General features: G+C 66.1%; 17 protein-coding genes. 7 read left to right on the top strand and 10 right to left on the bottom strand.

The window, feature by feature from the left end; genetic code table 11:
* Window positions 1-125 precede the first annotated feature (125 nt).
* The gene (locus QX128_RS30910) at window positions 126-1,868 is read left to right on the top strand and encodes a type I secretion system permease/ATPase (RefSeq protein ID WP_316239417.1); all 1,743 of its coding nucleotides are present in this window, start codon (window positions 126-128) and stop codon (window positions 1,866-1,868) included.
* Window positions 1,865-3,205, top strand: coding sequence for an HlyD family type I secretion periplasmic adaptor subunit (locus tag QX128_RS30905; RefSeq protein ID WP_315805212.1), 1,341 nt, complete (start codon window positions 1,865-1,867; stop codon window positions 3,203-3,205). The genes QX128_RS30910 and QX128_RS30905 overlap by 4 nt, the downstream gene beginning before the upstream one ends.
* A 211-nt stretch (window positions 3,206-3,416) precedes the next feature.
* Here QX128_RS30905 and QX128_RS30900 read toward each other — a convergent pair whose 3' ends face one another.
* The 3 genes from QX128_RS30900 to QX128_RS30890 all read right to left on the bottom strand — a co-directional run bounded on the left by QX128_RS30900 (window position 3,417) and on the right by QX128_RS30890 (window position 6,337).
* On the bottom strand, window positions 3,417-3,899 hold the full coding sequence (locus QX128_RS30900; protein ID WP_316239416.1) for a CinA family protein: 483 nt from the start codon (window positions 3,897-3,899) through the stop codon (window positions 3,417-3,419).
* Between the two features lie 87 nt (window positions 3,900-3,986).
* Window positions 3,987-5,297 (bottom strand): MFS transporter, encoded by a 1,311-nt coding sequence (locus QX128_RS30895; RefSeq protein WP_316216675.1) that lies wholly within the window; start codon window positions 5,295-5,297, stop codon window positions 3,987-3,989.
* A gap of 119 nt (window positions 5,298-5,416) precedes the next feature.
* A complete protein-coding gene (locus tag QX128_RS30890; protein ID WP_316239415.1) occupies window positions 5,417-6,337 on the bottom strand; it encodes a transcriptional regulator GcvA in 921 nt (306 codons plus the stop codon).
* A 114-nt stretch (window positions 6,338-6,451) separates the two neighbouring features.
* Between QX128_RS30890 and QX128_RS30885 the strand changes: the two genes are divergently transcribed.
* The gene (locus QX128_RS30885; RefSeq protein WP_316239414.1) at window positions 6,452-6,655 is read left to right on the top strand and encodes a DUF1127 domain-containing protein; all 204 of its coding nucleotides are present in this window, start codon (window positions 6,452-6,454) and stop codon (window positions 6,653-6,655) included.
* Window positions 6,656-6,732: 77 nt separating this feature from the next.
* Entirely contained in the window at window positions 6,733-7,353 is a 621-nt protein-coding gene (locus QX128_RS30880; protein WP_316239413.1) for a GNAT family N-acetyltransferase, read from the top strand.
* 260 nt (window positions 7,354-7,613) lie between these two features.
* On the opposite strand, the gene QX128_RS30875 is transcribed toward QX128_RS30880, so the two are convergent.
* Both QX128_RS30875 and QX128_RS30870 read right to left on the bottom strand, forming a co-directional pair.
* Window positions 7,614-8,315, bottom strand: a complete 702-nt coding sequence (locus QX128_RS30875) for an SDR family NAD(P)-dependent oxidoreductase (protein WP_316239412.1) — start codon at window positions 8,313-8,315, stop codon at window positions 7,614-7,616.
* A 95-nt stretch (window positions 8,316-8,410) separates the two neighbouring features.
* On the bottom strand, window positions 8,411-9,430 hold the full coding sequence (locus QX128_RS30870; RefSeq protein WP_316239411.1) for a glutathione S-transferase family protein: 1,020 nt from the start codon (window positions 9,428-9,430) through the stop codon (window positions 8,411-8,413).
* 110 nt (window positions 9,431-9,540) lie between these two features.
* Between QX128_RS30870 and QX128_RS30865 the strand changes: the two genes are divergently transcribed.
* Together QX128_RS30865 and QX128_RS30860 are read left to right on the top strand one after the other, a co-directional pair.
* Window positions 9,541-11,325 (top strand): acyl-CoA dehydrogenase family protein, encoded by a 1,785-nt coding sequence (locus tag QX128_RS30865; protein WP_316239410.1) that lies wholly within the window; start codon window positions 9,541-9,543, stop codon window positions 11,323-11,325.
* 41 nt (window positions 11,326-11,366) lie between these two features.
* Window positions 11,367-12,455 (top strand): Zn-dependent alcohol dehydrogenase, encoded by a 1,089-nt coding sequence (locus tag QX128_RS30860; protein WP_316239409.1) that lies wholly within the window; start codon window positions 11,367-11,369, stop codon window positions 12,453-12,455.
* A gap of 182 nt (window positions 12,456-12,637) precedes the next feature.
* Here the strand turns inward: QX128_RS30860 and QX128_RS30855 are convergent, their stop codons facing one another.
* The 3 genes from QX128_RS30855 to mbfA all read right to left on the bottom strand — a co-directional run bounded on the left by QX128_RS30855 (window position 12,638) and on the right by mbfA (window position 15,769).
* Window positions 12,638-14,107 carry an amidase gene (locus tag QX128_RS30855; protein WP_316239408.1) on the bottom strand — a complete coding sequence of 490 codons (1,470 nt, stop codon included), beginning with the start codon at window positions 14,105-14,107 and terminating at the stop codon, window positions 12,638-12,640.
* An 82-nt stretch (window positions 14,108-14,189) separates the two neighbouring features.
* A complete protein-coding gene (locus QX128_RS30850; protein WP_315805201.1) occupies window positions 14,190-14,720 on the bottom strand; it encodes a cytochrome b in 531 nt (176 codons plus the stop codon).
* A 77-nt stretch (window positions 14,721-14,797) separates the two neighbouring features.
* The gene (gene mbfA, locus QX128_RS30845; protein ID WP_315805200.1) at window positions 14,798-15,769 is read right to left on the bottom strand and encodes an iron exporter MbfA; all 972 of its coding nucleotides are present in this window, start codon (window positions 15,767-15,769) and stop codon (window positions 14,798-14,800) included.
* Between the two features lie 201 nt (window positions 15,770-15,970).
* On the opposite strand from mbfA, the gene QX128_RS30840 reads away from it, so the two are divergent.
* The gene (locus tag QX128_RS30840) at window positions 15,971-16,693 is read left to right on the top strand and encodes a hypothetical protein (protein WP_316239407.1); all 723 of its coding nucleotides are present in this window, start codon (window positions 15,971-15,973) and stop codon (window positions 16,691-16,693) included.
* 82 nt (window positions 16,694-16,775) lie between these two features.
* Here QX128_RS30840 and QX128_RS30835 read toward each other — a convergent pair whose 3' ends face one another.
* The gene (locus tag QX128_RS30835) at window positions 16,776-17,159 is read right to left on the bottom strand and encodes a hypothetical protein (protein ID WP_316239406.1); all 384 of its coding nucleotides are present in this window, start codon (window positions 17,157-17,159) and stop codon (window positions 16,776-16,778) included.
* 95 nt (window positions 17,160-17,254) lie between these two features.
* Window positions 17,255-18,325: an alpha/beta hydrolase gene (locus tag QX128_RS30830; RefSeq protein ID WP_316239445.1), complete on the bottom strand. Its 1,071-nt coding sequence runs from the start codon at window positions 18,323-18,325 to the stop codon at window positions 17,255-17,257.
* Between the last annotated feature and the right edge of the window lie 177 nt (window positions 18,326-18,502).

The raw sequence follows: 18,502 nt of genomic DNA, 5'->3' as shown, positions 1-18,502 counted from the left end.
ACGCTAAAGTGAGCATCGTTGGACGCTCACCGCGGGAATCAGTATATTTCGCCTTGTTTACCGTCAGTTTGTGCCTTTGATCGGCGGTCATGCAGCTCATTTGATCAATTGAAGAGATGGTGGTGATGGCGGCCGCACCTCACGTGAGGCAATCCGAGCTCAGCGATGCCTTGCGCGGTTGCCGCAGCGCCTTCATCGGCGTCGGGGTGATGAGCTGCATCATCAACCTGCTGTATCTCACCGGCTCGATCTTCATGCTCGAGGTCTACGACCGGGTGCTGCCGAGCCGGTCCGTGCCGACGCTGATCGGCCTCATCATCATCGCCGCCGGGCTGTACGCCGCCCAGGGCGCACTCGACATGATCCGCAGCCGCATTCTCGGCCGGATCGGCACCGCGCTCGACGAGAGCCTGAACGCGCGGGTGTTCGACACCGTGGTGCGGCTGCCGCTGTCGGCGGGCGGCCGCAACGAGGGGCTGCAGCCGCTGCGCGACCTCGACAACATCAGGAGCTTCCTCGGCAGCCAGGGGCCGGGCGCGTTCTTCGACCTGCCGTGGCTGCCGCTGTATCTGGCGATCTGCTTCGCCTTCCACGTCATGCTCGGCGTCACCGCGCTTGCAGGGGCCATCATCCTCGTCACCTTGACGCTGATCACCGAATTCCTCACCCGCACGCCGGCCAAGGAGGCGATGGGGCTCGCCGCGCGCCGCAACGATCTGGTCACCGCAAGCCGCCGCAACGCCGAGGTCCTGGTCGCGATGGGCATGACTGGGCGCATGCTGTCGCGCTGGAGCGAGACCAACGAGAAATATCTCGCCGGCAACCAGCGCGCCAGCGATGTCGCCGGCGGCCTCGGTGCCATCGCCAAGGTGCTGCGCATGATGCTGCAGTCGGCGGTGCTCGCGGTCGGCGCCTATCTCGTCATCCACCAGGAGGCGACCGCCGGCATCATCATCGCGGGCTCGATCCTGAGCGCGCGGGCGCTGGCGCCGGTCGACCTCGCGATCGCGCATTGGAAGAGCTTCGTCGCCGCGCGCCAGAGCTGGCACCGTCTCAGCCATCTGTTGCAGACGATGCCGCAGCGACCGGCGCCGACCCTGCTGCAGCCGCCGGTCGGCAAGCTCTCGGTCGAGGGCATCTCGATCGTGGCCCCGGGCGACCAGAAGGCGATCGTGCAGGACGTCAGCTTCGCGCTGTCGGCCGGCAACGGCCTCGGCATCATCGGTCCGAGCGCGTCGGGCAAGTCCTCTCTGGTCCGCGCGCTGGTCGGTGTCTGGCGTCCGGTGCGCGGCCATGTCCGGCTGGATGGCGCCGCGCTCGACCAATGGTCGACGGATGAGCTCGGCCGCCATGTCGGCTATTTGCCGCAAGACGTCGAGCTGTTCGCCGGCACCGTGGCGCAGAACATCTGCCGCTTCGACCCGAATGCCTCGGCCGACGGCATCATCGCCGCCGCCAAGGAGGCCGGCGTGCATGACATGATCATCAAGATGCGCGAGGGCTACGACACAGAGATCGGCGAGCAGGGCGCGGCGCTCTCCGCAGGGCAGGCGCAGCGTGTGGCGCTGGCGCGCGCGCTCTATGGCAACCCGTTCCTGATCGTGCTCGACGAGCCCAACTCCAATCTCGACACCGAGGGCGACGAGGCGCTGTCGCGCGCCGTGCGCTCGGCGCGGGCGCGCGGCGCCATCGTCATCGTCGTCGCGCACCGGCCCATCGGCATCGAGGCGGTCGATCAGGTGCTGGTGATGAAGGACGGCCGGGCCCAGGCGTTCGGTCCGAAGGAGACGGTGCTGGCGCAGGTGCTGCAGCCGCGTGCGCCGTCGCCGATCAAGATCGTCTCGGAAGCCGGAGTGGCGAAGCCATGAGCAGTCAGGTCATTGCCGGTCCCCTTCCTGGCGGCCGCAAGACAGAAAGTGTGCGCGAGTCGATCCGCCGCCACCTGCTGATCGGCATGGGCGTCGTCGTCGCGGTCGCCGGCGGGTTCGGCGGCTGGGCCGCAACGCAGCAGATCTCCGGCGCGCTGATCGCGCCCGGCCAGATCGTGGTCGAATCCAACGTCAAGAAGGTGCAGCATCCGACCGGCGGCGTGGTCGGCGAGCTCCGGGCGCGCGACGGCGACGTCGTCAAGTCCGGCGACATCGTCGTCAGGCTCGACGACACCGTGACCAAGGCAAGTCTCGCCATCGTCACCAAAAATCTCGATGCGCTGCAGGCGCGCGCCGCGCGGCTGGAGGCTGAGCAGCGCGGCTGGGCCAAGATCCTGTTTCCGCCGCAGTTGCTGCAGCGCATGAGCGATCCCGAGGTCAAGAGCCTGACGGCGAGCGAGACCAAGCTGTTCGAGGTCCGTGTCAACGGCCGCATCGGCCAGAAGGCGCAGTTGCGCGAGCGCGTCACCCAGCTGAACGAGGAGATCGAGGGGCTCTCGGCGCAGGTCAGTGCCAAGGACCAGGAGATCGCGCTGGTGCAGAAGGAGCTCGACGGCGTGCGCCAGCTCTATGAGCAGCATCTGGTGCAGCTGTCGCGCCTGACCACCTTGGAGCGCGACGCCGCCCGCCTCAACGGCGAGCGTGCGCAGTTCATCGCGGCGCGGGCGCAGGCCAAGGGCAAGATCAGCGAGACCGAGCTGCAGATCATCCAGGTCGATAAGGACATGGTCAGCGAGGTGTCCAAGGATCTGCGCGAGACCACCGACAAGATCGGCGAGTTCGTCGAGCGCAAGGTGACCGCCGAGGATCAGCTCCGCCGCGTCGACATCCGCGCGCCGCAGGACGGCATGGTGCTGCAGTCCTCCGTGCATACCGTGGGCGGCGTCATCACCGCCGGCGATACCATCATGCTGATCGTGCCGCAGAGCGACGATCTCCAGGTCGAGGCCAAGGTCAACCCGCAGGACATCGACAAGCTGCAGGTCGGTCAGAAGACCTTGCTGCGGCTGTCCGCCTTCAACCAGCGCACGACGCCGGAGCTGAACGGCGTCGTCAGCCGCGTCTCGCCCGACGTCACCACCGACCAGCGCACCGGCCAGAGCTACTACACCATCCGCGTGTCGATGCCGCCGGAGGAGATCGCACGGCTCGGCGACGTCAAGCTGATCCCGGGCATGCCGGTGGAAGCCTTCGTCCAGACCGGCGACCGCACCGTGATCTCCTACCTGATGAAGCCACTGCACGACCAGCTGATGCGCGCGTTCCGGGAGAAGTGAGGTCGTCGGCCGGTCGCTGAGTGGCCACTGGCGGCGCCCCAATTTCGGTGTCATCCCCGCGAATGCGTGGATCCATAGCCACAGGGGGAAGTCGGTTTGCGCAGCCGGCGCAACACGCAGCCTGCCCCAAGACAGATCACGCGGTATGGGTCCCGGGTCGGCGCCCGCCGCCGCTTCGCGTCGCCGGGCTTGCCCGGGACGACAGCGGAGGCTATTCGCCAAGCTTCTCCAGCAACAACTCCAGCGCGCTCTTCGCGAACAAACGCATATTGGCGAAGCGGTCGTTGCTGCCGCTTTCCAGTGTCACCACCGCCGACGCTGGCCCGGCCACGGCAAAACACGCATGGCCCGCCGCATCACCGTAGCGATTGCCGGCAGGACCCGCGGCGCCGGTCTCCGACACTCCCCAATCAGTGGCAAAGCGCGTCCTGATCTGCCGCGCCAACAGCTCCGCATACGGCTCGGACGCCGAGCGGATCCCTTTCATCGCGTCGTCCGGAATGTCCATCAGCACCCGACGCGCGTCGCGGGTATAGACCACGGCGCCGCCGAGGAAATAGGCCGAGGCGCCGGGCACCGCGAGCAGCGACGCCGCGATCAGGCCGCCGGCGGAGGATTCCGCCACCGCGATCGTCTGCTTGCGTGCGACCAGCCGCGCCGCGACCTGACCGGCGATGGCAATCAGTTCATCCATGGCAAACCTCGCTCCGGCTCCCGCCGCACCGTCAAAAAAATGGGCGGCATCCGATGATGCCGCCCGCGACGTGAACAGACAACCCGATCAGGCGGCCACGGGTTCGCGCGCCGCGACCGCCTGGCGGCCGCCGCGATAGACCGTCATTGCCGCGATGATGCCGAGCACGGCGGCGCACATCAGCCAGTAGCCGGGCGAGGCCTTGTCGCCGGTCTTGTTGATGAGCCAGGTCGAGACCGCAGGCGTCGCGGTGCCGAACAGCCCAGCGGCCAGCGCAAAGGCGATCGAGAAGCAGGTGGTGCGGACATGCGCAGGCACGATCTCGACCAGGCAGCCCAGCATGGTGCCGCTATAGACGCCGAAATAGAACGAGAACAGCATTTCGACAGTGAGCAGCTTGCCGAAGCTCGGCGCCGCCGCGAGCCAGTGCAACGCCGGGTAGGCGGTGAGGAATGCCAGCGCCGCGATGGTCACGAGCACCGGCTTGCGTCCGATCCGATCCGACACCGCGCCGCCGACCGGATTCCAGAGAAAGTTGGTCACGGCGACCAGCAAAGTGACGAGCAGTGAATCCGACGCCGACAGCTTCAGCTGCTTGCCGAAGCCGGGACCGTAGACGGTGATGAAGTAGAACATCGTCGTGGTCAGCACGGCGATCATCATGCCGAGGATCACGATGCGCCAGTTCTCCAGCGCCGAGGCGAATACTTCGCGCGCGGTCGGGTGCTTCTTCATCGCGAGGAAGGCCGGCGTCTCCTCCAGCGTGCGGCGCAGGAAGAAGATCAGCGGAATGATCAGGCAGCCGATGAAGAAGGGAATGCGCCAGCCCCAGGCGGCCACCACGTCCGCCGGCATGGCCTGGTTGAGCACGTAGCCGATGACCGAGGCGACGAAGATCGCGACCTGCTGGCTCGACGACTGGAACGAGGTGTAGAGGCCGCGATTGCCGGGCGTGGAGATCTCGGACAGATAGACCGACACGCCGCCGAGCTCGACACCGGCCGAGAAGCCCTGCAACAGCCGGCCGAGCAGCACGATGATCGGGGCCGCGATGCCGATCGTCGCATAGGTCGGGCAGAACGCGATGACGATCGTGCCGATCGCCATGATGCCGAGCGTCACGATCAGGCCCTGGCGCCGGCCGATCTTGTCGACATAGGCGCCGAGCACGATGGCGCCGACCGGTCGCATCAGGGCGCCGAGCCAGAACACGCCATAGGCATTGAGCAGCGATGCAGTCTCGTTCTCCGATGGGAAGAACGCCTTGGCGATGATCGGCGCGTAGAAGCCGAACAGGAAGAAGTCGAACTGCTCGAGGAAATTGCCGCTGGTCGCGCGCAGGATCGCGCCGATGCGCGAATGGATCGTAGCCGGCTGCGGGATTGACGTTGAGGACACGCGGGGAGACTCCTACCGTCGAGAGGCTCGTGCGGAGGATTTCTACGCCGGCCGATGGGAAAGGTGCGACAATCTGCCACGTCGAGCCCTGGCGGCCAATAGCTTTGCGCCGAAGGAGCCTAGGCTTGAACAGAATTGGCGGCGGCCGATTTCTGCTGCATTGCACCCTTCAGCCATTGCCGGAACGCCTTCAGCTTCGGCGGATCGGTCCGGCCCTCCGGCGTCACCAGATAGAAGCCGGCATCGCTCGGCAGGGTCATCTTGAACGGCACCACCAGCCGGCCCTTGGCGATGTCGTCCTGGACGTAGGCCGTCCGCCCGATCGCAACGCCGAGCCCGTCGATCGCGGCCTGGACGGTCATCAGCGACAGGTCGAAGCTCAGCCGGCCCTGCCTCGACATCTCGACCGGCAGACCCGCCGCGGTCAGCCAGAGCCTCCAATCGTCGTCATAACCTCCGCTGGCCTGCAGCAGCGTGTGATGCGCGAGGTCCTCCGGACAGCGCAGCGGCTTGTCGCCCTGCAGCAGCGCCGGACTGCAGACCGGAAACAACTCGTCGGCCATCAGCCATTCCGCCCGCACGCCCGGCCAGTGGCCGCGGCCATAGCGGATCGCGGCGTCGACGTCGTCCTTGCGAAAATCGACCAAGCCGGTCGAGGTCGTGATGCGCACGTCGATGCCGGGATGGGCCTCCTGAAAGGCCGTCAGCCGCGGCAGCAGCCATTTCGCCGCCAGCGAGGCGATGGTGGAGACCGTCAGCACCTTGGCGTTGTCCTTGCGGACCAGCCGTTCCGTTGCCAGCCGGAGATCGTCGAAGGCGGCCCGCACCAGCGGAAGATAGTCGCGGGCCTGCGGCGTCAGCGCGAGGCTGCGGTTCTGGCGGACGAACAGGCGGATGCCGAGCTCGTCTTCCAAGCGCTTGATCTGATGGCTGATCGCGGTCTGCGTCACGTTCAGCTCGGAGGCCGCGCGGGTGAAGCTCAGATGCCGCGCCGCAGCCTCGAACGCCCGCAATCCATTCAGCGACGGCAGCCGGGCCATTCACGGCCTCCCAGGTTCATGACGTTATTTCATCCGAAACGGTAGTAAATGTCGTTTGTGGATGAAGCGCAAGCGCTCGATATTGCAGCCTCAAGGAATTTTCAGGAGGCTTTCATGTCCGTCTACGTCTCCTCGTCAATGACGAAACATCATGGCCTGGGGTTCTGGTCCGGCGTCGTGGAGCTGCTTGCGGCCTGGCGCTTCCGCTACCGGACCCGGCACGAGCTCGCGCAGTGGTCGGAGCGCGACCTGCACGATCTCGGCCTGTCCCGCAGCGATATCGCCGCCGAGATCGATAAGCCTTTCTGGCGGGGTTGATCCCCCTCACTCATCCCGCCGCGCCGGCGCCGCTCCGCAAAGGAGGGCGCCGGCAAGCTTCCCCGTTGGAGCCGCGCATGCCGACGCCCGCCATTGCCGATCTCGCTGCCGGCTCCAACACCATTCACACGCGGCGCGGTGAGGAGGTGCGCCTGCGCTTCGTCACACCTGACGACGCCGAGGCGCTGCAGAGCTATGTCCGGTCCTTGAGCCAACGCTCGCGCCACAAGCGTTTCCTCGGCGCGCTCAACGAGCTGCCAAAGGCGGTGCTCGAGGATTTCGTCGCGCTCGGCCGCAACGACCGGTACAGCCTGATCGCGACGATGGACCATGACGGCGTCGAAGGCATCGTGGCCGAGGCGCGCTATGCGCTGGACCGCGCCACTGGTCGCGTCGAGTTCGGCCTCTCGGTGCTCGACCGCTGGCACGGCCACGGCATCGGCCCGGCCCTGATCGCAAATCTCCAGCGGCGCGCCCGCGCGCTCGGCGGCGCCACGCTGTCAGGCGACGCGCTGCGTACCAACGACGTGATGATCGCGCTCGCCCGCAAGGCCGGTTTCACGATCCAGCCGCATGCGGATGACTGGACGCTGGTGAGGTTCGAGAAGGGGCTGAGCGGCGTGGTGGCGGATTCACCGAGTGCAGATTTTCAACTTATCGGTCGCGGGCTGCAAGCCGTGATGTTCGACAACAAATAGCGGTCGTCATGTCCCGCGAAGGCGGGGCATCCCGTACGCCGCGGCGTTACAGTGTCATCGGCTATCAGTTGCGATTGCTAAATCGCTCGATCCAGCCGGGCGATGACAGTCGTTGTGAGGCGCCGACCTATCCACGTCATTGCGAGCGAAGCGAAGCAATCCAGAGTCCTTGCTCGGCCCTGGATTGCTTCGCTTCGCTCGCAATGACGAGGTGAGAGAGCGGTGCTCGAAACAGCTACAGCTCCGAGCGACATCAGCTCTCAAAACGTCTCCACCCACGGCCGCAGCTCCATCTCCCAGCTCCAGGCGCTGCGTGGCTGCTGCAGCACGCTCCAATAACTCGCGGCGATGGCATCCGGATCGAGCATCGAATTCGGTCGCTCCGCCGGCTCCTGGCGTTCCGCGCTCCTGATCGCGCCGTCGATGACGAAATGCGCGACGTGGATGCCCTGCGGCGACAGTTCGCGTGCCATGCTCTGGGCGAGGCCGCGCAGCGCGAACTTGCCCATCGCGAACGGCGCCGACTGGGCGTAGCCCTTCACGCTGGCGGAGGCGCCGGTGAACAGGATCGCGCCGTGCTTGTTCGGCAGCATGCGCTGTGCCGCCTGCTGCGCCACCAGGAAGCCGCCGAAGGCGCTGACGGCAATCGACTGCTGCACGTCGGCCGGTACGAGATCGGTGAGGGCTCCGCGCGCCCGCGCGCTGGCATTGTAGACCACGAGATCGGGCGCGCCGATCTCGCGCTCGACGATGCCGAACAGCCGCTCGACCTCCTCCGGATTGGTCGCATCGCAGGGGTAGGCGCGGGCGCCGGTTTCGTTGCAGAGCGCGCCGAGCTTCTCGATCTTGCGGGCGGCCAGCGCCACACGGATCTTCTCGCGCGCGAACAGCCGCGCCAGCGAGGCCGAGAGCCCTTCGCCGGCACCGACGATGAGGGCGATCTTGTAGGCAGGGATGTCCATGGGCATGTCCTTGGGCCAAAGCGTCCGCAGACATCAAGCTAGTGCACCGGCGGCCGACTTCCTACGGCTCGTCCCCACATTTTTGCCGCGCGTCCTCAGGTGGGACGCGGCTGCAATCCGGCGAGGCAGCCGATCTCCTCCAGCACGACATCGAGACGGCTGCGATCGTGCAGGAAGGCGTATTTGCCGCGGAGCATCGCCAGCGAGCGCGCGTGATATTTCTGCGGCTTCTGCATCCAGGTGAAGTCGCCGAACCGGACGCGGAAGGTGCTGCGGTTCTCGGCCAGTGCCTGCTCGTTGGCGAGGGTCCACGGCATGAACAGCGCGCCGACCTGGCGGGTCAGGATCGGCATCAAGGTCAGTGACAGTTCCGGCCACAGCTCGAACTCGCCTTCGGCGCGCGGCCATAGCATGCGGTGGATCCAGGCCAGCACATGCGGCGCGCGGCCTTCGATCAGGGCGCCGGCAGTCGGATCGGTCCACAGCTCGTAGAACTGGCCCCACAGTCCGAAATCGCCGTAGGCCGGACGGTGGCCGAACAGATACGGCCTGACCGAGAGATGCCGTTCGAGCAGGTCGAGCATTTCGGCAAAGCTCTGCTCGATCTGCGGCGCGTTGATCTCATTGGAGCCGACATACCACAGCCGCTCGACCATGCGCGCGCGGATCTTCTCGGCCAATTCGCCAAACTCGGCCGCGTCCGCTCTGGGGGCGCGGATGCGGGCGATGCGTCCGGCCGACGCACGCTGGTCGAGATCGCGCGCCCAGCGATAATGGAACATCCACTTGTTGCCCCACTCGTCGCCGAACTCCTCGATCAAGGCCGAGATGAAGCTCGTCAGCGCGTCGCCCGGATGAATCGTCGGTTGCGGAAAGTCGAGCTCCAGCGCGTCGATGATCGGCGTCGAGTCCTGCATCGGCACCTCGTCGGGGGCGACCACCAGCGGAATGATCGGCAGCTTGGCGTGCCGCGCGAACTCCGCCTCGCTTTCCGCATTGCGCAATATCCAGTGATGCGGGATGCCCTTGTAACGCAGATACGATCGCACCTTGACCGAATAGGGCGACATCTCCGCCCCGAAGATGCGATAAACCTCCGTCGGCTGATTGGTCATGGATCTGCTCCCGGTTCGGCGCGCGCCGCTGCCTGTTGTGTATCCGATCAGCCGCAACCTGTCGAAGAGTCCATCAGAGACTTGCGGAAACGAACGAGGGCTTAACGATCATGCATCAGTTCCTGAAGCGCGATGACGTGATGACCGGCGGCGCGAGGCCGGAGCTGCTGGCGCCAGATACCACCGGGCTCAACTTCTATCGCGCCGATCCGGCGCTCACCGACCTCCTGCGCATCCATCTGCCCGAGGCGCTGTTTCGCCACCTTCAGCCGCATCTCGACCGGCTCGGCGAGCTCGCCGGCTCCTATCTCGACGAATGTGCCCGCTTGGCTGACCGCCACGGCCCTGTGCTGCACCAGCGCGACCGCTTCGGTCGCGACGTGCAGCGGGTCGAGTACCATCCGGCCTATCGCGAGCTCGAGCGCGCCGCCTTTGGCGAGTTCGGCATCCACGCGATGTCGATCCGCAAGGGCATTCTCGGCTGGCCGACCAAGTATCCCGTCACGGCCAAGCACGCCTTCACCTTCCTGTTCAACCAGGCGGAGTTCGGTCTGGGCTGTCCGATCAACGTCACCGACGGCTGCGCCAAGCTGCTGGCGAGCTTCGGCAGCGACGGGCTCAAGGCCAAGTACCTCGATGGCCTGACCCAGACCGACATGAGAAAGCTGACCCAGGGTGGCCAGTTCATGACCGAGAAGGAAGGCGGCTCCGATGTCGGCACGTTGACGACGGTCGCCGTGCCGGAGGGCGACCATTGGCGGCTGCATGGCGAGAAATGGTTCTGCTCCAATGCCGATGCGAAAGTGGTGATGCTGCTGGCGCGGCCGCAAGGTGCCGAAGCGGGAACGCGCGGCGTCGGCCTGTTCCTGATGCCGCGCTTCCTCGATGACGGCAGCCAGAACCACTATCGGATCGTGCGCCTGAAGGACAAGCTCGGAACGCGCTCGATGGCCTCGGGCGAGATCAAGCTGGAGGGCGCCGTCGCCTATGCGGTCGGGAGGCTCGATCGCGGCTTCGTGCAGATGGCCGAGATGGTCAACTCGTCGCGGCTCTCCAACGGCGTCAAGTCGACCGCGCTGATGCGGCGCGCCTGGCACGATGCCATCACCGTCGCGCGCAATCGCGTGGTGTTCGGAAAGCCAATCGTCGATCTGCCGCTCGGGCGGCGGCAATTGCTCAAGATCCTGCTCCCGACCGAGCAGGCGCTGTCGCTGAGCTTCCTCACCGCCGACGCGCTCGACCGCGCCGAAGCGGGCAGCCAGGATGCCGCGGCGCTGCTGCGAATCCTGACGCCGACCCTGAAGTTTCGCGCCACGCGCGACGCGCGGAAGGTCTGCGGCGATGCGTTGGAGATGCGCGGCGGCATCGGCTATGTCGAGGAGTTCGTCACCGCGCGGCTGCTGCGCGACGCCCATCTCGGCTCTATCTGGGAAGGCACCGGCAACATCGTCGCGCTCGATGCGTTGAAGCGCGCCGTGGGCCGGCACGGTGCGGAGGCCGCGCTGGCCGCCGACCTGCATGCGCGGCTCGACGACAGTGCCGCCGTGCCGCAGGCCTGGCGCGACCGGCTGCATCGACTCGTGGATCGTGCCGTGGGCTTTGCGCGCGAGATCGCGGGACGCGCCGACAATGAGTCGGAAGCGCGCCGCGCCACCAGCCTGCTGTATCACGTGGCGAGCGCCGTCTCGACGACCTGGGAAAGCGCACGCATCCACGCGATGCGCGGCGACGCGCGGCGGTTGCTATTGGCGAAGCTCGTCGTCGATCATCGTCTGACGCCGTCCGATCCGTTCCGGCTCGCGGAAAACGAAACGGACGACGCGATGGCGACGTTGCTGCTCGGCGATCGCGTCGCAGGCATGGACGAGGTTGGCGAACTGCTGTCAGCGGCGTAGGCTTGCCGCGACCAACAACAAACAAGATCGGGAGAACGCCAATGAAAGCCGCCGTGCTGATGGAGGTCAACAAGCCGCTCGTCATCGAGGACGTCAGCGTGCCCAAGCCGGGGCCGCGGGAAGTGCTGATCCGCACGGCGGTGGCCGGTCTCTGTCATTCCGACCTCCACTTCATCGAGGGCCTGTATCCGCATCCGCTGCCCGCGGTGCTCGGCCATGAATCCGCTGGGATCGTCGAGCAGGTCGGCTCCGACGTCACCTATGTGAAGCCGGGCGATCACGTCGTCACCTGCCTCTCGGTGTTCTGCGGCACCTGCGACAACTGCACGACGGGCCGCCCGGTGCTGTGCACCGATGCCACGGTGAAGATGCCGCCCGGCGCCTCCAACCGGCTGTCATGGGCGAGAGCTGAGAAGCTGCATCAGTTCCTCAATTTGTCGTCCTTTGCCGAGCAGATGCTGGTGCACGAGAATGCGATCGTGAAGATCCGCCCGGACATGCCGCTCGATCTCGCCGCGCTGATCGGCTGCGGCGTCATCACCGGCTATGGCGCCGTCGTCAACACGGCGCGGGTAACGGCCGGCGAGACGGTGGCCGTGATCGGTTGCGGCGGCGTCGGCATGGCCGCGATCAACGGGGCGGAGATCGCGGGCGCGGGCCGCATCATCGCCATCGACACCAATCCGGCCAAGCTGCAGCTTGCGACGAAACTGGGCGCGACCGACATCATCAATCCCACTGAGGGCGACGTCGTGGCCCAGGTGCGCGAGCTCACCAAGGGCGGCGTGCATCACGCCTTCGAGGTGCTCGGGCGCAAGGAGACCGCCGAGCAGGCGTTCGCGATGCTGGCGCCGGGCGGCACCGCGACCATCGTCGGCATGATCCCGTTCGGCCAGAAGATCGAGCTGCACGGCTTCGACTTCCTGCGCGAGCGCCGCATCCAGGGCTCGTCGATGGGCTCCAACCATTTCCGCGTCGACATGCCCCGACTCGTCGAGTTCTACTTGCGCGGCAAGCTGCACCTGGAGGACTGGATCTCCGCCAAGCTGAAGCTGTCGGAGATCAACGAGGGCTTTGCCAACATGAAGGCCGGCAAGACCTTGCGCAGCGTGATCATGTTCGACGCATGAGGTGAGGGGTCGGGTGTGAGGCAGGTGGTCCGGCGGATCTGCCTATTCGTTACCCGTCATGCCCGGGCTTGACCCGGGCATCCAGCCTCTCTGGGAGATGGATGGCCGGGTCAAGCCCGGCCATGACGATGGAGGCCGATGGCGGCATTTGGTGAGGTGTCGTTGAAGAAGTCGACCCCCAACTAACTCGCGAACCGCGGCGGCGGCACGAAGCCGCCGAACTCGCGCTCGATCAGGTCGGCGAGCTTGAGCGGCGTGCGGTCTTCGAGAAACGGGCCGACGATCTGCACTCCGACCGGAAGGCCGTCGGCAAGTCCAAGCGGGATCGCGGTGGCCGGCAGCCCGGGCAAGGTGGCGATGCCCGGCCAGGCGAGCTGATCGGTGTAGCAATGCTCGACACCGTCGATGCTGATGCGGCGTTGCTCCTGATCGGGCGAATGGTCGTGCGGATAGGCCGGAGTTGGCATGATCGGGCAGATCACGGCGTCGAACTGCTCGAACAGCGTTCGCCATTGCGCGCGCAGCCGCGCCCGCGCCCCGCCGGCCTGTACCCAGTCGCGATGGCTGAGCGCGATGCCGCGCAGCCGCTCGGCCGCGAGGCTCGCTGCCTCCTTCGGCAATTGCGCGGCCGCGTGGCTGGCGCCGGCGTGGACCTCCGCCGGCATGGTGGCGCCGATGAAGCCGAGCAGCAGGCGCATGTAGAGCCGGCTCGATGCGGCGAAGTCCGGCAGCAGCGGGCTCTCTGTCGCGACGTTGACGCCGGCCCGTGCCAGGTCGGCCGTCAGCCGCTCGATCGCGCCGCGCACGGCGCTGTCGGTCGGCAGCAGCGGATCGCTCGCGACCACCAGCACGCGGAAATCCTGCAGGCGACCGTGACGCGCCGGCGGCAGGTCGAGGCGATACGCCTTGCCGGCCTCGAGCGGGTCGGGGCCTGCGATCACATCGAGCAGCAGCGACAGATCGGCGGCCGAACGGGCCATCGGGCCGACGACGGCGAGGTCGGCCTCGCCGGGCAGCGGCTGAAATGGCGGCGGCGTGTGGCCGCGCGAGGCCACCAGGCCGTAGCTCGGCTTGTGCGCGGTGACGCCGCAGTGAAACGCGGGGACCCGCAGCGAGCCGCCGATATCGGACCCGAGCGACAGCGAGCCGTAGCCGGCGGCCAGGGCCGCGGCCGATCCGCCTGACGAACCGCCTGGCGTGCGGCCGAGATCGTAGGGATTGTTGGTGATGCCGTAGATGTCGTTGTAGCTCTGCCAGTCGCCGAGCCCGAGCGGCACGTTGGTCTTGCCGAGCACGATGCCGCCGGCATCCTTCACGCGCGTCACCGTCAGCGCATCCTCGGCCGCGATGAAATCCCTGTGCTGCGGAAAACCCCAGGTCGTCGGCAGGCCGGCGACGTTGTAGGATTCCTTCACCGTGAGCGGAAGGCCGAGCAAAGGCCGCCGTTCGCCGCGCGCCAGCGCCGCGTCGGCGACGTCAGCGGCAGCGAGCGCGCGCTCGAAATCGCGCACGCAGACGGCGTTGATCTCGGAGTCATGACGTTCGATGCGATCGATGGCGAGCCTGGTCAGCTCCACCGACGAGATCTGACGGTCTGCCAATGCCTTCGCCGTGTCGACGGCGGTTGCGAACGTCCATTGCGGTGCGGCCAATGTCGATCCTCCCGGTGCGATGTTTGCCGGGAGTCTAACCGATGCGGATGGCGATCACTTGACCAAAATTGCGGACTATCCTCTAGCCCGGCAGCATCCGCTGCATGACGCGGTCGCGATAGATGAAGACGTGCGCGATTGCGGCGGCGACGTGAGCGACGATCAGGATCAGCAGCAGCCATTCGGATGCCTGGTGCAGCCCGTCGATGGCGCGGTTACCGGCCGGGTTGCGCGCCGCCAGCATCGGCAACGGAAGCAGGTAGAAGAACGACACGCTCCAGCCGCGGAAGGAGGCGAACAGCCAGCCGGTGATGGTGCTCGCCATCACCATCACATAGAGCATCCAGTGCACGACCTCCGAGCTCAGCCGCTGCCAGGGCGGCAGCGAACTCTCCGGCGCGACCGGATGGGTGAGCCGCCAGACGAAGCGCACGGCGATCAATGCCAGAATGGTGAGGCCGAACGAAATGTGCAGGATCATCGGCGCGCCGGGGGGCGTGTTGGCATGCAGGTCCGGCATCAGCCAGCCGATCGGATACTGGATGGCGAGCAGCGCCACCACCAGCCAGTGCAGGATCTTCGCGGGCGTGCCGTAATGCAAGCGTGGCGTCATGACGATTTTCCGTTGTGATCGGTCCGGCGCCATCAGCCTCGCGGCTGGACGTTTTGCAAGACGCCGGGGTGCGGAGGCTAGGCCGCTCCTATGAGAATTCCGACGCCGAGCACGATGATGCCGCCGAGCACGATCTGGAACACCGCCTGCAGGAACGGCGTGTCCATGTAGCGCGCGCGGATATAGGCGATCGCCCACAGCTCGAAGAACACCACGAGGCTCGCGATCGCGGTCGCGATCCAGAACGCGTTGGTCCAGGAGTCCGGGACGAGATAGGGCATCGTGTGCCCCAGTCCGCCGAGCGTCGTCATCGCGCCGCAGACGGCGCCGCGCAGCCACGGCGAGCCGCGTCCCGTCAGTGAGCCGTCGTCGGACAGCGCCTCGGCAAAGCCCATGCTGATGCCGGCGCCGATCGAGGCGGCAAGGCCGACCAGGAAGGTCTGGAAGTTCTGATGCGTGGCGAAGGCGGCGGCGAACAGCGGCGCCAAGGTCGACACCGAGCCGTCCATCAGGCCGGCGAGACCGGGCTGGACATATTGCAGCACGAACACGCGCCGCCGCGTCTCATCCTCCTTGTGCCGGACGTCCGGACTGAGGATCTTGTCGGTCAGTTTCGCCGCAACCTTCTCGTGGCCCTTCTCGGCCTCGGCGAGATCGCCGAGCAGCCGGCGCACGCCGACATCCTTGGCCTGCTCGGCGGCCTTGGCGTAGAAGCGCTCGGCCTCGAACTCCATCGTGCCGACCTCGCGGCGGATGGCGTCGAGCGACAGGTTCTTGGTCAGCCAGATCGGCCGGCGCTGCAGGAAGCCCTTGACGTTCTCGCGCCGGATCGGCGGCAGGTTCTTGCCGAAGCGCTCCTCATAGAGCTCGAGCAGCATGTGGCGGTGGCCCTTCTCCTCCTCGGCCATCTGCTCGAACAGCTTGGCCGAATCCGGATAACGTTCCGCCAGATCCTCCGCGAAGCTCATATAGATGCGGCCGTCTTCCTCTTCGGCCGAGATCGCGATTGCCAGGATCTCGCGCTCGGTGAGGTCGGCGAAGTTCTTCATTCCAAGGTCCCCGGATCTCTCGCTCTCAACATTCGGCTGTTTAGAACGTTTCTAAAGTCTATATGGATTTGCCGCACCGCGGTCAAACTCCGGCCGCCGATTGGTCGCGAACGCTTTCGTGACCCCGCATTCAAGCTCCAGTCATGGAACTGCGAGGATAGTCCGTCGTTCGCGTTCCGCTCAGCCACCTAAGGAGTTCCAATGGACAGCGTCAAATACCGGCTCAACGATCCAGGGTTGGCGCCGCGCCGCACCCGGATGGATATCCCGGGCTGGGCAGGCGAACGCCAGCCGCGCGCGAATGGCTCGCATGAGCAGGTCTGGCATTGCGTACCATTCTCGGAAGGTGCGCAATATGGCATCGAGCTATTTTATCCCTACGACTTCGAGCTGCAGGTCACCACGCGCGACGGCAAGCTGGAGCTGTCCGGCGACTGGGGCGAGCCGCCGAGCCCGAGCCTGCAATGGCCGCCATTCCGCAATTTCGGCGATGCCTTCTACACCTACCAGATCCTGCTCGATCTCAAGGTGCCCAAGGGCTTTGCGATCCGGACCGAGCCGCATCCGCGCTTCTACACCGATCGCACCGATACCTGCCCGATCGCGGTGCCGGCATTGGTGCGCAATTTCTGGCCGATGCTGTTCTTCTGCGTCTTCAAGGCGCCCGCGGAAGGGCGGACGCACATCTTCCGTCCGGGCGAGCCGTTCGCGCAGGTGATCGTGATTCCGGAGGAGGCGAATTTCACCGTCGAGCCGATGGGGCCAGAGGAAGCCGCCGAGCGCGAATTGCAGTCACGGCGCATCCATGCCAGCCGGCCTGTTCTGGCCAAGGAGACCGAATGGGTGTCCAGCACCGATACCGTGTTCGACGGAACCTATCGCCATCTGCATCGTGCTGCGAAGGAGAAGGCGCGCAAGTCGTGATGGCCGGATGAAAAGAGAAGGGTAGAATGAGAAGGGCGCCGACCTTCCGGCCGGCGCCCTCCAGACCACTATCGCAGTGCGATCAATAGCGATCGTAGTACCAGTGGTGATGGTGATGATGGTGGTGGTGATGATGGTAGTAGCGGCGCGGCACCACGTAGACGCGCGGCCCATAGCCGTAGCCATAGCCATAGCCGCGCCAGTAGCCATGGTGGTGATGGTGATGATGATGATGGTGATGGTGATGGTACCACTGCGCGAGCTGCACCTTCGGCTCGGCCGCCGGCGGTCCCTGCTCGTCGAGCGCCTGCAGCACCCTGGCGGCATCGGGGATCGGCTCGAGCAGGTCGGCGTAGGAATTGGCCTTCAGGACATCGGTCGGGGCCGGAGCCGCCGACGCCTGCACCGTGCCGAGCGCGCCGACAGCGGCGACGGCGCCCAACAAGCCTGCGATCTTCTTATCCATAAATCATCTCCTGATGCGCATTGCCCGGATGCGGAAACGTCAACCCCGAATGTTCGTTCCTCGATTCGCCTGATAGTTCGAAACGGCGTCCGAAATCAGGCTGTCAGTCTGTTCAGGAACGTTAACAGGAGCTCATTGACTCGTTCATGTTGCTCCTGCTGCACCCAATGACCGGCACGATCGATCAGCTCGCACAGCATCATGTTGGTGCACACTCGGGATTGCATCGCTTCGAACACGCCGGGCCGTTGGTAGATGCCCCAGTCTTGCAGGCCGGAGATGAATGCAGACGGAACGTCGATGGTGCGATCCGACCACGTCTGCAATTCCGCTTCGAACAGGCCTGACGTGCCGCAGCGATACCATTGCAGCGCGCCCTGGAAGCCGGTCCGTTCATATTCGGCGGTATAGACCGCGAGCTCGCTGTCAGGCAGCCAGCGATTGGCCGCGATCGCCGCCGCGTCAGGCATCTCCTCGGCGGCGGTCTCGGCCATCGTCTTGCCGAGGTCCATTACGTAGTAGGTCGGCAGCTTGGCGAGCTCGGTCGCGTCCCAGGCCTGCAGGGGGTAAGGGACGTTGCCTGCCCAGTCCGCACTCTTGTGATGATAATAGGCGCGCAGGAAATCATGCAGCCCCTGCGGTGGATGATGCATGTCCGTATTGGCCTGCTGCGTCGCGTAATACCATTGATAGTGCTTGCGCGGCCGCGGCAGCGCCGCCAGTTCGCGATGCACGGGATCCTCCTGCGGCGCGAGGGCGTGGCTGGCGATGTCGAACGGCGCTGCGGGTGGCCCCGGGAACGGCGCGCTCATCATCGCGACCGACCGGAAGACATCGGGGCGGATCACCGCGCACCACGCCGCGACGGGGCTGCCGAAGTCGTGGCCGATGACGGAAGCGACATGGCGATGGCCGAAGGCATAGATCACGCCGAGCGCATCACGGACCAGATTGGTGAATCGAAACGGCGCGAGATCACCGTCATAGTCGGCGCTCCACCCGGTGGTGCGGCCATAGCCGCGCTGGTCCGGCGCCAGCACGTGATAGCCGGCCGCCGCCAGCGCCGGCATCACCTTGCGCCAGCTATAGGCCAGTTCGGGAAAGCCGTGCAGCAGCAGTACACAGGGACGGCCGGGCGTCTCGAACCCGGCTTCCAGCACGTGCATGCGCAGGCCGTTGATGCCGTCGACGAAGCGCGAGCGGATGGTGGGCGGAAGGGGGAGCGGGGGAAGGGATGTCGACATTCGAACGTCTCCTCGTCATGGACGGGCTTGACCCACGGCTGTCCGGTTCAGCTTCCGCATATTGCGAGGCTCAACTGTTGTGGGTTTTTGGCAAGTTGG

The organism is Bradyrhizobium sp. SZCCHNR1015 (genome assembly GCF_032489875.1).
Classification (GTDB): Bacteria; Pseudomonadota; Alphaproteobacteria; order Rhizobiales; family Xanthobacteraceae; genus Bradyrhizobium.
This window is presented reverse-complemented; position numbering and strand designations above follow the sequence as displayed.